General features: G+C 44.0%; 11 protein-coding genes. 8 read left to right on the top strand and 3 right to left on the bottom strand.

Going from position 1 to position 16,143, the window contains the following annotated elements; all coding sequences use genetic code 11:
* Nucleotides 1-213 precede the first annotated feature (213 nt).
* The 5 genes from ACK1U4_RS11395 to narI all read left to right on the top strand — a co-directional run bounded on the left by ACK1U4_RS11395 (nucleotide 214) and on the right by narI (nucleotide 9,036).
* Nucleotides 214-1,731 carry a catalase gene (locus ACK1U4_RS11395; RefSeq protein ID WP_419401769.1) on the top strand — a complete coding sequence of 506 codons (1,518 nt, stop codon included), beginning with the start codon at nucleotides 214-216 and terminating at the stop codon, nucleotides 1,729-1,731.
* Between the two features lie 223 nt (nucleotides 1,732-1,954).
* Nucleotides 1,955-5,722, top strand: a complete 3,768-nt coding sequence (locus ACK1U4_RS11390) for a nitrate reductase subunit alpha (RefSeq protein WP_419401749.1) — start codon at nucleotides 1,955-1,957, stop codon at nucleotides 5,720-5,722.
* A gap of 158 nt (nucleotides 5,723-5,880) precedes the next feature.
* Nucleotides 5,881-7,419, top strand: a complete 1,539-nt coding sequence (gene narH / locus ACK1U4_RS11385) for a nitrate reductase subunit beta (protein ID WP_060995914.1) — start codon at nucleotides 5,881-5,883, stop codon at nucleotides 7,417-7,419.
* 1 nt (nucleotide 7,420) lies between these two features.
* Entirely contained in the window at nucleotides 7,421-8,341 is a 921-nt protein-coding gene (gene narJ / locus ACK1U4_RS11380; RefSeq protein WP_419401748.1) for a nitrate reductase molybdenum cofactor assembly chaperone, read from the top strand.
* Nucleotides 8,341-9,036: a respiratory nitrate reductase subunit gamma gene (narI, locus tag ACK1U4_RS11375; protein WP_419401747.1), complete on the top strand. Its 696-nt coding sequence runs from the start codon at nucleotides 8,341-8,343 to the stop codon at nucleotides 9,034-9,036. Before narJ ends, narI begins: the two co-directional genes overlap by 1 nt.
* A gap of 477 nt (nucleotides 9,037-9,513) precedes the next feature.
* Here narI and ACK1U4_RS11370 read toward each other — a convergent pair whose 3' ends face one another.
* Entirely contained in the window at nucleotides 9,514-10,197 is a 684-nt protein-coding gene (locus tag ACK1U4_RS11370) for a hypothetical protein (RefSeq protein WP_419401746.1), read from the bottom strand.
* A gap of 223 nt (nucleotides 10,198-10,420) precedes the next feature.
* Nucleotides 10,421-11,713 carry a beta-ketoacyl-ACP synthase II gene (fabF, locus tag ACK1U4_RS11365; protein ID WP_419401745.1) on the bottom strand — a complete coding sequence of 431 codons (1,293 nt, stop codon included), beginning with the start codon at nucleotides 11,711-11,713 and terminating at the stop codon, nucleotides 10,421-10,423.
* A gap of 302 nt (nucleotides 11,714-12,015) precedes the next feature.
* Here fabF and ACK1U4_RS11360 point away from each other — a divergent pair, with 302 nt between their 5' ends.
* A complete protein-coding gene (locus tag ACK1U4_RS11360; RefSeq protein ID WP_419401744.1) occupies nucleotides 12,016-12,708 on the top strand; it encodes a hypothetical protein in 693 nt (230 codons plus the stop codon).
* Nucleotides 12,709-12,753: 45 nt separating this feature from the next.
* Nucleotides 12,754-13,881, top strand: coding sequence for a helix-turn-helix domain-containing protein (locus ACK1U4_RS11355; RefSeq protein ID WP_419401743.1), 1,128 nt, complete (start codon nucleotides 12,754-12,756; stop codon nucleotides 13,879-13,881).
* Nucleotides 13,882-13,945: 64 nt separating this feature from the next.
* Here the strand turns inward: ACK1U4_RS11355 and ACK1U4_RS11350 are convergent, their stop codons facing one another.
* Nucleotides 13,946-15,208: an anhydro-N-acetylmuramic acid kinase gene (locus ACK1U4_RS11350; RefSeq protein WP_419401768.1), complete on the bottom strand. Its 1,263-nt coding sequence runs from the start codon at nucleotides 15,206-15,208 to the stop codon at nucleotides 13,946-13,948.
* A 388-nt stretch (nucleotides 15,209-15,596) separates the two neighbouring features.
* Between ACK1U4_RS11350 and ACK1U4_RS11345 the strand changes: the two genes are divergently transcribed.
* Entirely contained in the window at nucleotides 15,597-16,007 is a 411-nt protein-coding gene (locus ACK1U4_RS11345; protein ID WP_419401742.1) for a DUF7606 domain-containing protein, read from the top strand.
* Nucleotides 16,008-16,143 lie beyond the last annotated feature (136 nt).

The following is a 16,143-nucleotide window of genomic DNA, read 5'->3' as shown; positions in this document are numbered from 1 at the left end:
GATTGGCTGATTTTTATACCATGAGCGGATAATGACACACCCTATTCACCCAGCAAGGAAGTTTTAATAAAAAATCTAGAATTTACGTAAATTTGAAATAAATCCATGTTGTAGGGGCGTATTGAATACGCCCAAGATTTCAACCTATTATTTTTTAACTCATCATCATATTTGGAGTTACCCATGACAGATAACAACACATCAGATAAACCTATGCCAAGCCAATGCCCTTATTCAGGTACTCAGCTTACCATGAGCAACGGCTCGCCTGTACCGACCAACCAAGACTCAATGACCGCAGGGGCAAGAGGACCACTGTTGGCACAAGATATGTGGCTAAACGAAAAACTAGGCGACTTCGTGCGTGAAGTGATTCCAGAACGCCGTATGCACGCCAAAGGGTCAGGGGCGTTTGGTACATTTACTGTCACCCATGATATCACCCAATATTGTAAAGCCAAAATCTTTAGCGAAATTGGTAAAAAAACCGAGATGTTCGCTCGTTTTACCACGGTAGCAGGTGAGCGTGGGGCGGCGGATGCCGAGCGTGATATTCGTGGTTTTGCTTTGAAGTTTTATACCGAAGAAGGCAACTGGGATATGGTGGGTAATAACACGCCTGTGTTCTTCTTGCGTGACCCCAAAAAATTCCCAGACCTTAACAAAGCGGTAAAACGTGACCCACGCACCAATATGCGTTCTGCGACCAATAACTGGGATTTTTGGACATTATTGCCAGAGGCGTTTCACCAAGTGACCATCGTGATGAGTGACCGTGGTATTCCAAAATCATACCGCCATATGCACGGCTTTAGCTCGCATACTTATAGCTTTATCAATGCCAATGACGAGCGTTTTTGGGTCAAAATGCACTTCCGCACCCAGCAAGGTATCGAGAACTTGACCGATGCCGAAGCCGAAATGGTGGTGGGTAAAGACCGTGAAAGCAATCAACGTGATTTGTTTGAGTCAATTGAACGTGGCGATTTCCCAAAATGGAAAATGTACGTGCAAATCATGCCAGAAGCCATGGCAGAGCAAGTGGACTTTCATCCGTTTGACCTCACCAAAGTTTGGTCGAAAAAACAATTTCCACTGATTGAAGTCGGTGAGTTTGAGCTAAACAAAAACCCAGAAAACTTCTTTGCCGATGTTGAGCAGTCTGCGTTTGCCCCAAGTAACCTTGTGCCAGGTATTAGCGTATCGCCTGACCGTATGCTTCAAGCCCGTTTGTTTAACTATGCCGATGCCCAACGCTATCGCCTTGGTGTCAACCGCAACCAAATCCCAGTGAATGCCCCTCGTTGCCCTGTGTACAGCAACCAACGTGACGGTCAAGGGCGTGTCGATGGCAACTATGGCGGTCGTCCGCATTATGAGCCAAATAGCTTTGGTCAATGGCAAGAGCAAGCCCAATATGCCGAGCCACCGCTAAAAATCAATGGCGATGCCAAGTTTTGGGATTTCCGTGAGGATGATAGCGACTATTTTAGTCAGCCAAAGGCGTTGTTTGACTTGATGAATGACAAGCAAAAACAGGCGTTATTTGACAATACCGCTCGTGCGATGGGTGATGCCCCAGACTTTATCAAGTACCGTCATATCCGTAATTGTGTCAAATGCGACCCTGCGTATGGCGAGGGCGTGGCAAAAGCCTTGGGCTTGACGGTGGTAAATGCCGAAAAAGCACGAGAAACTGACCCTGCAAGACATCTGCCGAGTTTCTTATAATTTCAACCACGATTTATTTATTCAATCAAAACCGCTTTATTCAAATGATAAAGCGGTTTTTTTGTGCTAAAAATTCAATCAATACAAGCCCTCAACTTTTTTATCCTACCCCCTAAGTAGTATCCTCCCCCACCATCAAGCCAATATTGTTTTGCTAACAATGTTTCTATACTCATACTAGGTCAAATTATATAAATCAACCAAAAAAGGTGAGGATAGCAATATGAGCCATCTACTAGACCAATTTAAATTTTTTACCAAAAAGCAAAGCGAATTTGCCGATGGTCATGGCGAAGTGCGTGATGAAAGCCGTGACTGGGAAAACAGCTACCGCAGTCGTTGGCAATACGACAAAATCGTCCGCTCGACCCACGGTGTGAACTGTACTGGCTCATGCTCATGGAAAATCTACGTCAAAAACGGTCTAGTCACTTGGGAAACCCAACAAACCGACTACCCACGCACTCGCCCAGACCTACCCAACCACGAACCCCGTGGCTGTCCTCGTGGGGCAAGCTATAGCTGGTATATGTACTCAGCCAACCGCCTAAAATACCCAAAAGTGCGTAAACCCTTACTCAAACTATGGCGTGAAGCCAAAGCCCAATTCGCCGACCCAGTCGAAGCATGGGGCAGTATCGTGTCTGACCCTGCCAAAACCGCCCAATACAAATCCAAACGTGGTTTGGGTGGCTTTGTGCGGTCAAGTTGGAACGAAGTCAACGAAATCATCGCCGCCGCCAACGTCTATACCGCCAAAACTTTTGGCCCTGACCGTATCATCGGCTTTTCGCCGATTCCTGCCATGTCAATGGTCAGCTATGCCGCAGGTAGCCGTTATTTATCATTAATCGGTGGCGTGTGCTTGTCGTTTTATGACTGGTATTGTGACTTACCACCTGCCAGCCCAATGATTTGGGGCGAGCAGACAGACGTACCAGAATCTGCCGATTGGTACAATTCTGACTATATCATCGCTTGGGGGTCAAACGTACCGCAAACTCGTACTCCAGACGCTCACTTCTTTACCGAAGTGCGTTATAAAGGCACAAAAACCGTTGCCATCACCCCTGACTATGCCGAAATCTCAAAACTTTGTGACCTATGGCTTAATCCAAAACAAGGCACAGATGCCGCCCTTGCTCAAGCGTTTTGTCATGTGATTATCAAAGAGTTTTATCTTAAACAACCAAGCGATTACTTCGTTGATTATGCCAAACGCTACACCGATTTGCCGATGCTGGTCATGGTCGAAGGCGAAGGTCGAGAGTTGCGTGCAGGGCGTTTCTTGCGTGCGTCTGATTTGACAGGCAACCTAGAGCAAGACAACAATCCAGAATGGAAAACTGTTGCCATCAATCAAAATGGCGAATTGGTATCACCACAAGGGTCGATTGGCTACCGTTGGGGCGATGCCGAGCGTGCCGACAAAGGCAAGTGGAACTTGGAAGCTCGTGACGGCTCAACTGGGGCTGAGATTGATTTAGCGTTAAGCCAAAAAGACAGTGGCGAAACCGTGGAAGTCGGTTTGGATTATTTTGGCGGTGACGAACACCCTTACTTTACCGCAGTCGCAGGCGATGCTATTCAGTATAAAACTATCCCTTGTCGCACCATCAACCTTGCCAATGGTCAAACTGCCAAAGTCATGACCGTGTTTGATTTAATGGTGGCAAATCTTGGCGTGGCAAATGGGGTTGGCGGTCAGCACGTTACCGATGACTACAACGATGCCACCGTTGCAGGCACACCTGCATGGCAAGAAGCCATCACAGGCGTAAGCCGTGAAAAGGTGATTCAAATTGCTCGTGAATTTGCCGAAAATGCCCACAAAACCCACGGTAAATCCATGATTATCATCGGTGCAGGGATGAACCACTGGTATCACCTTGATATGAACTACCGTGGCGTGATTAATATGCTCATGCTATGTGGTTGTATCGGTAAATCTGGCGGTGGTTGGGCTCACTATGTCGGACAAGAAAAACTACGTCCACAAACAGGCTGGGCCCCATTGGCGTTTGCCCTAGACTGGCACAGACCACCTCGCCACATGAACGGCACAAGTTTCTTCTATAACCATTCTAGCCAATGGCGTTATGAAAAACTGTCAGCCCATGAATTGTTGTCGCCACACGCCAACAAAACCCATTTCCCAGAGCATATGCTTGACTACAACATTCGAGCCGAGCGTGCAGGTTGGTTGCCATCTGCTCCACAGCTTAACCGCAACCCATTGACCATTGCCAATGAAGCCAAAGCAAAAGGCATGAATGTCGAAGATTATGTGGTCGAAAGCCTACAAAATGGCTCATTAAGTTTTGCTTGTGAAAGCCCAGACAACCCTGCCAACTTCCCACGCAATCTGTTTATTTGGCGTTCTAACTTGCTTGGCTCATCAGGTAAAGGGCATGAATATATGCTCAAATACCTATTGGGTACAAAAAATGGCGTATTGGGCGATGAAACTGTTGCCGAGCTACGTCCGCATGAAGTCGATTGGGTCGAAAACGCCCCCACAGGCAAACTTGACCTTGTGACGACCCTTGATTTTCGTATGTCGAGTACCTGTCTATATTCCGATATCGTGTTGCCAACAGCGACTTGGTACGAAAAAGACGACATGAACACCTCGGATATGCACCCATTTATCCACCCATTGACCGCTGCCACCGACCCAGCTTGGGAATCAAAATCGGACTGGGAAATCTACAAAGGCATTGCCAATGTGTTCTCACAACTGTCAGCGACCCATCTTGGCGTACAGACTGATGTCGTCACTTTACCAATGCAACATGACAGCGTTGGCGAATTGGCACAGCCATTTGGCGGTACAGACTGGAAAACCGCAGGCGAAAAACCTGTCCCAGGCAAAAACTGCCCACATATCAAAATCGTGGAACGTGACTATCCAAGCACCTATGCCAAATACACCGCTTTGGGTACGTTAATGGACACCCTAGGCAACGGCTCAAAAGGCATTAACTGGGATACCAAAGAAGAAGTTGGCAATTTGGCTGACCTTAACTACCGTGTCACCGAGCCGACTGTCGCACAAGGTCGCCCTCGTATCAGCACCGCCATTGACGCTGCCGAAACTATCCTGATGCTTGCCCCAGAAACCAACGGCCATGTGGCGGTCAAAGCATGGGCGGACTTGTCAAAAACCACAGGGCGTGACCACACCCATTTAGCAAAATCGAGTGAACACGAAAAAATCCGTTTCCGTGATATCGTGGCACAACCTCGCAAAATCATCTCAAGCCCAACATGGTCTGGACTGGAATCAGAAAAAGTCAGCTACAACGCAGGCTACACCAACGTACACGAGCTGATTCCTTGGCGTACTATCACAGGTCGTCAGCAGTTTTATCAAGACCACCCTTGGATGCAGGCGTTTGGTGAGCAAATGCAACAATACCGCCCACCGATTGACACCAAAACCGTTGAGCATTTTAAAGGCTACAAAACCAACGGCAATAAAGAAGTGGTATTAAACTTCTTAACACCGCACCAAAAATGGGGTATTCACAGTACCTATTCTGAAAACTTACTGATGCTGACCCTTTCTCGTGGTGGTCCTTGTGTGTGGATGAGCGAAATTGACGCACGCAAAGCCGATATCCAAGACAACGACTGGATTGAAGTGTTTAACGCAAACGGCTCAATCACCGCTCGTGCCGTGGTATCGCAACGTGTCAAAGAAGGCATGACCATGATGTACCACGCCCAAGAAAAACTGGTAAACATCCCAGGCTCAGAATCCACAGGCACTCGTGGCGGTATTCACAACTCAGTCACTCGTGCGGTGCTAAAACCCACCCACATGATTGGTGGCTATGCCCAACAAGCCTATGGCTTTAACTACTATGGCACAGTCGGCTGTAACCGTGACGAATTTGTGTTGGTGCGTAAAATGGCAAAAGTTGATTGGCTTGAAGGCAAACCCGATGACGAATTGCCTCGTCCATTACCAACGATTTTAGACTAGCTACTACTTTAGCATAATGAACCACGCAACTTATCCCCTTTGGCATGATGTTTTTGGCAAGCCGAGGGGGATACAATAAAAAAAATGACAAATACCCAAATTTATGCTCACCCACTGATGCGGTCAGCATAAATTAGGCAACAATAAGGAATTTTTTTATGAAAATTCGCTCACAAGTCGGCATGGTGCTAAACCTTGATAAATGTATCGGTTGCCACACCTGCTCAGTCACCTGTAAAAACGTCTGGACCAGTCGTGAAGGCATGGAATACGCATGGTTTAATAATGTCGAATCCAAACCAGGTATCGGCTACCCCAAAGAATGGGAAAACCAAGCCAAATGGAAAGGTGGCTGGATTCGCAACGCTGATGGCTCAATCAACCCAAAAATCGGTGGCAAATTCCGCATTCTCGCCAATATCTTTGCCAACCCAGATTTGCCAAGCATTGACGACTACTACGAACCGTTTGACTTCGATTACCAACACCTACACACCGCCCCCATTAGCGAACACCAACCGATTGCACGCCCACGCTCACTGATTACAGGTAAGCGGATGCAAAAAATCGAGTGGGGCCCAAACTGGGAAGAAATTCTTGGTTCAGAATTTGCCAAACGCCGTTTGGACAAAAACTTTGACAACGTCCAAGCCGATATCTACGGTCAATACGAAAACACCTTTATGATGTACCTGCCACGCCTGTGCGAGCATTGCTTAAACCCTGCGTGTGTTGCCTCGTGTCCAAGTGGGGCGATTTATAAACGTGAAGAAGACGGCATTGTGTTAATTGACCAAGAAAAATGTCGTGGCTGGCGGATGTGTATTTCGGGCTGTCCTTATAAAAAAATCTACTACAACTGGAAATCGGGCAAATCCGAAAAATGTATCTTCTGTTATCCTCGTATCGAAAGCGGTATGCCAACCGTGTGTTCCGAAACTTGCGTAGGACGGATTCGCTACCTAGGCGTGCTACTGTATGATGCCGATAAAATCAAAGAAGTCGCTGGTATCGCCAACGAAAAAGACCTTTACCAAGCCCAACTTGACATCTTCCTTGACCCAAATGACCCTGCGGTCATCGCCCAAGCCCTAAAAGACGGCGTGGATATGTCGGTCATCGAATCCGCTCAAAAATCGCCTGTGTATAAACTGGCAATGGACTGGAAATTGGCATTGCCATTGCATCCAGAATACCGCACCTTGCCAATGGTTTGGTATGTACCACCGCTATCACCGATTCAAAACGCCGCCGAAGCAGGCACAGTCGGTATGGACGGCTTGATTCCAGATGTCGATAGCTTGCGTATTCCTGTCAAATACCTTGCCAATATGCTCACCGCAGGCGATGAAGCCCCTGTCAAATTGGCACTCAAACGCCTACTTGCTATGCGTAGCTACAAACGCTCACAACTGGTCGATAAAGTCGATGCCCAAAGCGTGCTAGACAGCGTGGGTCTAAGCAAACACCAAGTCGAAGAAATGTACCGCTACCTTGCGATTGCCAATTACGAAGACCGTTTTGTCATCCCAACCGCCCACCGTGAAGAAGCCCTAAGCGATGCCTTTGCCGAGCGTGGTGGTTGTGGCTTTACCTTTGGCAATGAATGCAACGGTGACAGCGATTACAGTATGTTTGGCAACAAAAAAACCAGTCGCCGTGACATGATTGACACCGTACAAACTTGGGAGAGCTGATATGAGTGACGCTACCCCAACGGTTGAGAACACCAATATTGAGCAAACCAATATTCAGAGCAACAGCCATGATATGAAACTGTTAAAAGTGATTAGTTTGCTCATGGATTATCCCAGTCACGAACTGTTTGCCGATGATACGTTAGACGTTTGTAAAGACTTGGTAAAAAATTCACGCTTGATTAGCCCAGAAGTACGAGGCGAAATCGCAGACTTGATTGACAGCTTGCTAAACTTGGGTGAATTAGAAGCCCAAGCTCGCTATGACAGCCTGTTTGAGCGTGGTCGCACCTTGTCGCTATGGCTATTTGAACACGTTCATGGTGAAAGCCGTGACCGTGGGCAAGCCATGGTCGATTTAATGGCTCAATACGAGCAAGCAGGCTTTGTGATTGATGCCAAAGAATTGCCAGATTACATTCCGATGTACCTTGAGTTTTTGGCATACCAAGCGGTAGCCACAGGTGACGAAATGCAAGTCCGCATGGACATTGCCGATGTCAGCCATATTTTGGCAGTGCTTGGGGCAAGACTTATTGACAAACAAAGCGAGTACGCCAGCTTGTTTAAGGCATTATTGCAAGTGGCAGGACAGCCGTTAAGCTTGATTGATGACGAGCTTGCCAATATGAATAAATCCGAAGCGGTCAAACTTGCCGAAGACAGCCTTGAAGCCATTGACAGCGAATGGGAAGAAGAAATGGTGGACTTTTTGGGTGCAGAGCAAGAGCGTTGCCCCTCCAACCAAACCCAACAACATATCGCCCAAACCCTCGGACAACAAGCCCAACACAACAGCGTTGCCCCTGTGCATTGGGTCGATTTTGACCAAACTTCTAGTCGTGCCAACAGTCAGTCTAATGAATTACAAAATCAATCAAATCATCTAAAAAATAACACCCTCAAAGAAGGAGTCCAATGATGAACGCAGAAAATTGGATGCACGTTTTTTTATACGGTATTTACCCTTATATCGCCCTCACCGTGTGTATTTTAGGCTGTTGGGTGCGTTTTGACACCTCGCAGTACACATGGAAAACCAGCTCAAGCCAAATGCTCCAACCTCGCAATATGCGTGTGGCAAGCAACCTGTTTCACATTGGTATTTTGATTGTGTTGTTTGGGCATTTGTTTGGTATGTTTACACCTCACGCTGTGTATGAACACTTTATCACCGCTCCTCAAAAACAAATCATGGCAATGGTCGTGGGTGGCGTGGCAGGGGTCGTGTGTTTGTTTGGTTTAATCATGCTGATTATCCGCCGTTTTTCTGACCCTCGTGTCAGCCATACCTCGACCTTTGGCGACAAGGCGTTGTTGATTATCTTGTTGGCTCAGTTGTTGTTGGGTCTTGGGACGATTTTTGTGTCGATGGACCACATGGACGGCGTGATGATGATGAACTTGGCAAGTTGGGCTCAAAACTTGGCGATTCTTCGCCCTGTGTATGCTGCCTCACTGGTTGAGCAAGCAGGTTTGGTGTATAAACTCCATATGTTCTTGGGTACGACTTTGATTTTATTAGTGCCGTTTACTCGTTTGATTCACATTGTTTCTGCACCGATTTGGTATTTGGGCAGACGTTATCAAATCGTGCGTCAAAAAACCGCCCAATAAGGCAAACCCAACAATAAAAATAAGGGGCGTAAGGCTTACGCCCTATTGCGAAAGCGATAAATTTATTAAGCCCAGTATGACATGATAGTTTGATTAAAAAACAGATTCACTTGAATTTTCCAGTTTCCACGAATAGAATACCCAGCCGTCTATTCGTGGTTTTTTTATTAACGCTCTTTGCATACCCAATTTTTGCCACAAAATATCATAGGTAAGTAACTGGACAAATTTAAACGATAAAAACCGTTCGTGGTGAGCTTGTCGAACCATAACAGTTTTCCTACCCTTCGACAAGCTCAGGGCGAACGGAAAACCATTGATCATTTTTTCCTTTTACTTAACGCTTTACTAACCCACGCTATAGTGAATTAAATCAAAAGTAAGACTTTGAAATTCTGGGCGTATGCAATACGCCCCTACAAAACTGTCTTATTTCTAGTTTAAACGACTATATTTAGCGGTTTGGAAAGAGGTCTATCAAACCTTGGCATTTAAATGTTCAGTGACTTGCTTGGTTACTTCCATTTCTAACCACTGATACAAATCTGCTTTTATTTCTGCCAAATAGGTGTCAATGTGGGCTTGCAATGGCTCACGAATTTTTTGACTTAATTGCTCCATATCCACTGGCACGACTGCTGGCACTTGGGTGGTGGCTGACAACGATTTTTGTTTTGCTATCGCTCGCTCTTGCTCTAGGGCTTCAATCGCCACACGGTCTTGTTCCAGTCTTTCTTGCTCAAGGCGTTGTTGTTCTAAACGCTGTTGTTCGGCACGTTCGGCTTTAAGCTTGGCTTGCTCTCTTTGTTGTTCCTGCTGTTGTTGCTCTAATTTCTGTTGCTCCAACCGCTCTTGTTCTTGCCTTTCTGCTTCAAGGCGTTCTGTCTCCAAACGAGCTTGTGCTTGCTCTTCTTCAAGGCGTTCACGTTCTAATTTTTCACGTTCTAACCGCTCTTGTCGCTCACGGATTTGTTCAATTGCCAATAATTGCTCAATGCTCACCGATAAATTATCAACATTAAAATGAAAGTCCTCTAGCTTGGTGTCAGGTTGAAGCAAGGTGTGAATATCTTGTAATTCTTGAATAATCGTGGCTTTAACAGGGGCAGGCGTGGTTAGCCAACGCTGTGAAAATTGGTGAGAAAAGGCGAATCCTGACATGATAATATCCAAAGAGGGTATCGAAGTTTGATTGATACCAATTTAACAAAAAAAAACGGCTAATAGCAATAGCCGTTTTCAAAATTCAAACTGTTAATTTGTTGGCTGATATCAAACTCAGTAAATATTGTATTGTAAGGGCTTATTGCATAAGCCCTAATTGATATCTTCACCACTGGGCGTAAGCATTACGCCCCTACAAATTTAAACTTTGGGTTTGGTATTATTGCCATTTGGCAAATAATAACGAGCCATTTGTGCCACCAAAGCCAAAGCTATTGGAAATGGCAAAGTTCAGATTTTCCACTTGACGAGCGGTATGCGGTATATAGTCAAGCTTACATTCGGGGTCTTGATTATCTAGGTTAATGGTCGGTGGCAAAATCTGCTCTTGCAAGGCTTTGATGGTAAAAATCGCCTCAATACCACCTGCCGCCCCAAGCAAATGCCCTGTCATGGATTTGGTCGAACTGACTAACGCACCTTGCCCAAAAATCGCCTCAATCGCTCGACTTTCTGCCACATCACCTGCTGGCGTGCTTGTGCCGTGAGCGTTGATATAACCGACTTCGCTTGGGTTAATATTGGCATCGGCTAACGCATTTTGCATGGCACGTCTTGCCCCTTCGCCATCATCAGGCGGTGCGGTGATGTGGCTGGCATCATCACTCATCCCAAAACCAATCAGCTCTGCCAAAATCGTTGCCCCTCGGGCTTTGGCATGAGCAAGGCTTTCAAGCACTACCACCCCTGCCCCATCACCAAGTACAAAGCCATCACGGTCTTTGTCAAATGGGCGACTGGCTTTGGTCGGTTCATCATTGCGTGTGGATAGGGCTTGCATCGCAGAGAAGCCACCAATCCCCAACTGGCTTGAGGCTTTTTCGCTTCCCCCTGCCACGATGACATCGGCATCACCGTAGGCAATCAGCCGTGCCGCCAAGCCAATGGCGTGGGTCGCTGTGGTGCAAGCGGTAGTGGTGGCAAGGTTTAAGCCTTTAATGCCGTGTCGAATCGCCACTTGTCCTGCGGTCATGTTGATGATAGCCGATGGCACAAAAAACGGCGAAATCTTGCGAGGGCTGTCGTTATTGAGCTTGATGGCATTGTCTTCGATGGTGGTAATGCCACCAATACCAGAGCCAATCAACACGCCCATTCGCTCGGGGTCAATGCCTGTGATGGGGCTGGCTTGATAATCGCTGATAAAACCTGCTTGGTGCAAGGCTTGGGTCGCTGCCGCCACGCCATATTGCAAAAATACGTCATATCGGCGAGCGTCTTTGGCATTCATATACAGGCTGACATCAAAGTCTTTGACTTGCCCTGCGATTTTGGCACGAAACTCGGTGGCATCAAAGTCGCTGATGGCGTTGATACCGCTGTCGCCATTAATCAGGCGTTGCCATGTGCTTTCGACATCCAGTCCCAGTGGGGTGATTGCCCCCATGCCTGTGATGACGATACGTTGGTGGTCGGGGCGTTGGTCAAAGCGAGGTTTGAGGGGCGTGGTCATGCTTATTATCCTAACTTTTTAGTTATTTAGCTTTTTATCATTCCCAAGTAAAGTTATATGATATGAATACTGGACGTATGCAATACGCCTCTACAATATGATATTTTGAGACTGATATTATTTATGGAAATAAAGCTTATTAAAGCAAATTTTGGGGCTAAAAAGCAATGGATTGTAATAAAATAGTGTACGAGTGTAAACTTTATAAAAACACCAAAAATACTTATCTATTAGTTTACAAAATTCAATATTAGCTTTAAAATGGTTAACATATTTCATTAATAGCTGATAAAGAAGGTTTTATGAGTAAAAAAGTTAATATTTCAAATGTAATAGAAAAAAAGCATCTTGAGAAAATAGTAAATTTTTTCTTAAATATTTATGATGATACCATTGATTCTAACTCTTCAGAATTTGATGATAATTATACTGAAAATGCTGTATTGTATCGCCGTACATATAATGCTCTTCCTAAATTTACTGAGGAAAATAAGGAATTTATATTCCCTCCAAAATCTAATAATAAACCAATTTTATTACTCGCTAATCAAAACATTTACTTTAGATTTTTAACTAAATCCTTGTCTTTATGGAAAAATGAAAAGGATAGGTATAGTCAAAGTGTTGTTGAGCTGTTTAATATTGAGGAAGATGTTAGCTTTAACTACTCTTTTTTTGATGAAGAAAATGATATAAATGCTTCTAACCTTCTTTTTGCGTTCATGTGGTGTGAAATAAGTCAAACTGATACTCAAGAAAAATATGTGAGAATTCAGATAACAGACAAATTTTGGAATGTAGTATCAGAATGGTCATCTGATGAAATTGCAACTTTAAGACCAGTTGAAGCAGATTTTTGGTCTGATTTAGATGAAGCGGTTGAAATTAATATTAATGATATTGAAATCTCTGCACCATCTAAAGAAATTTCTGTAAATAAACCACAAGTTTATTCTGAAAGCAAAGATAAGCACAATGGCACAAAATCAGATTGATTATAAATACTTCCTGTGCCAAAAGTAGTTTATGTGAGGTAATCTATGTTGAATGAAATCAATAATATCGAACTAAAATTAGTTCGATATTTTCATAAAATGTCGTTGCAAGAAGTTGCTGATAAACTTGGTATAACTCGCCAATATTTACACCAGTTTGAGACAGGTCAAAAACCTGCCGACCAATACATTGAAAAACTAGCAGATATTTATCAAGTTAAGCCTAGTTTTTTTATGAAAAAAGAACCCATCATACAGGAAGAGCAAGTACATTTTAGAAAATTACATCGAACCAAAGATTTGGATAAACAGTCTATTGTTTCGACTGCCGATTATATAAAAAGATTTTTAGAAATAATTGAAGAAAACGGTGTGATTTTTCCTAAAATTGACTTACCTGATTTAACTGATAAAAATTTTGATATTAACAACCCAAATGATATCGAAAGAATTGCAGAATATTGTCGTAAATATTGGGGGCTAGGACAAGGTGCTATAAGTAATATGACAAAACTTTGCGAAAGCAAAGGTGTTTTCGTCCTGTCTTATGATAATCATGGTAATAACTCAGATATTGATGCACTATCAGTTGCGTTATATCGCCCTATTATTGTAAGAAGTTCTATAAAGCAAAATCCTTGTCGATTAAGATTTGACTTAGCCCACGAATTGGGACATTTACTGTTTCATCAAGGCATTATCACAGGATGTAGAGAAACTGAAAGTCAAGCAAATCATTTTGCAGGGGCATTTCTTCTACCTAGAGTTATTATGCTCAAATACTTTCCTAAAATGATATCACCAACAGGAAGATTTAACTGGAATAAAATTTCAGAGTTCAAAATGCTTTTTAAGGTTAATAAATCAGCAATTTTATATCGTGCTAAACAATTAGGTTTAATTACTGAAACACAATATCGCAAAGGCGTTATACACTTGAAAAATAACGGTGAAGCAATTCAAGAAGTCGAAGATAATTTGATAGAAATTGAGAAACCTTGCTTAATAGAAAACTGTTTAGTCGTTTTAGCTCAATATAAAAATCTTTATATTGAAGATATTGCAAAAATTATGGGCGTAGAGTTAGTCTTTATTAATAAATTATTATCAATAGATATGACTAATTCAGAATATTTTAGGACAAGACATAATCCTTTAAGAGTCTTAAAATAGAACTCAATTTGAAATAATAGAAAGGAAAGAATTAAACTCTTTCCTTTTTTATTTTAACTTTTAATTAAAAACACACCTGCCCCAACACCACCGCTTTACTCGCCCCTGTCACACTTGGCAAGTTACTCGGCTGATTGGTAATCGTCTGCTGTGCCAACCACCCAAACGCCACCGCCTCCACCCAACGGGGTGACAACCCAATATCCTCGGTACTTTTCACCGTCCAACTCGGCAACAACGCCTGTAACCGCTCCATCAAATAGCCATTGTACGCCCCACCGCCACACACAAATAATTCGCCACTTTCACCATTATTCACCGATTGAATCGCATCAGTCACCGACACCGCTGTCAATTCGGTCAAAGTCGCTTGCACATCGGCAGGGGAATAGGCAAGATTGGGGAAAGCGTGATTTAATTCATGCAGTTTTTCATCTAGCCATGTCAAATTAAAGTCCTCACGCCCTGTGCTTTTGGGGGCAGGCAAGGCAAAATAAGGATGAGCCAGTAAAAGGCTTAACAATGGCTCAATCACTTGCCCTGTTTTCGCCCAATCGCCATTTTTATCAAACGCTTGCCCTGTATGACGTTCACACCACGCATCGAGCAATAAATTCGCCACACCTGTGTCAAAACCAACCACGTTATCCAAGCCGTTTAAAACAGTCACATTCGCAATACCGCCCAAATTCAAAATCACCGTTGATTTATCCGCTTTGGCAAGGCTGGTTTGCCCAAACATCGCATGATGAAACGTAGGAACAAGGGGAGCTCCCTGCCCGCCCACCGCCATATCACGGCGGCGAAAATCACTCACCACCGCCACGCCTGTGCGTTCGGCAAGCACATTGGGGTCAAGCAGTTGCAAGCTAAACGCCCATTCTGGGCGGTGACGCACGGTTTGCCCATGACACCCAATCGCCATCACCTCATCAGGCGTGACTTGGGCTTGGTTCATCAGCTTTAGCACCAACTGACTGGCAAACTCGGCATACGCCACGCTCGCCCAACCGAACACATCCAATTCACTCTGAAATGCCAAATTATGCCGTTGAATAAAATCCGCCACGCCATTGGGGGCGGTCAATGCCAACAACGCCTCTCGCAAATCCGCAGGAAACGGCTCGCTCACAGTTGCCAAAATCTCGACAGGTTCATCATTATCCTCATCAATTTCATAAAACTGGCACAGCACCGCATCCAGCCCATCAAGGCTTGTACCACTCATCATACCGATGACATACGGTGAGTCAGCAAGTGGGTTATGTTTGCTCGCCATGTCGTCCATAATCTCAGTAAAATGGCTAAAAAATCCCTCATCAAACATTTCAGTATGGTTATTGGTATTGGTATTGGTATTCGTATCAACATTGATATTCATATTGGGGAAAAAAGTCGGATTAAAGGAAGATTGGCTCATAGCATTGCCTTGATTAATTTGATAAAAAGATGATGCTTAACATACGCAAAAAATTAGCTTGCGTCAATGTGGGGAATTTATCCTCATAGCAATATATCTGAAATATTTTGATACAATTAATGATTAACTAAACAGACTGGTAAGAAAATATTACTTTTTTACCATATATCTATTGTTAGCAACCGCCTATACTAACATCATCAAAACAACCTTACTTAATTCTTTAAATAATCTTAATTAAACAATATTATCAATGTGGTAGAACATTTCTATTTTTTAATTTTTTGGAGATATCATGAAACTGTTTGCAAAAGCAATTCCTGTTGTAACCGCTACTTTACTTGCGTTGACCGCAACAGGTGTCATGGCGGAAGATATGCCACAAGAAGACGGTGCCGAAGCGTTGGCAGACACCGTAAGCGAACAAGTTGTGAGCTACCGTTGTTCATCGGGTAAGCGTTTAACCGTTAACTATGGCTTTAATGCCCAAGGTTTACCAACTTTTGCTGAATCCAACCTAAATGGTAAAACTCGCAATATGCCAATTAACCTATATCGTAGTGATTCTGCTGGCATGGTGTTTGGTGATGACAACAACTTTAGTATTGTTGCTAATGATATCAATAGCCGTAACGTAAAACGTAGCACAATTATGGTATCTGACCCAGCAAGCGAAATCATTTACAACAACTGCCGTGCTAAATAATTAATTTTTAACCCATTTATTTTCTAAATCTCAAGGAAGTTACCATGAAACAACTTATCAACTGAAGTTACGCAGTCTTCAACAGCTTTAATTCGGCAAAAGCCGACTGAGAAGCTGAGAGTAATAACCGATATCT

This window comes from Moraxella sp. TY6 (genome assembly GCF_048551375.1).
Classification (GTDB): domain Bacteria; phylum Pseudomonadota; class Gammaproteobacteria; order Pseudomonadales; family Moraxellaceae; genus Faucicola.
Note: the sequence above shows the minus strand (reverse complement) of the source record. Positions and strands in the feature narration are given on the sequence as shown.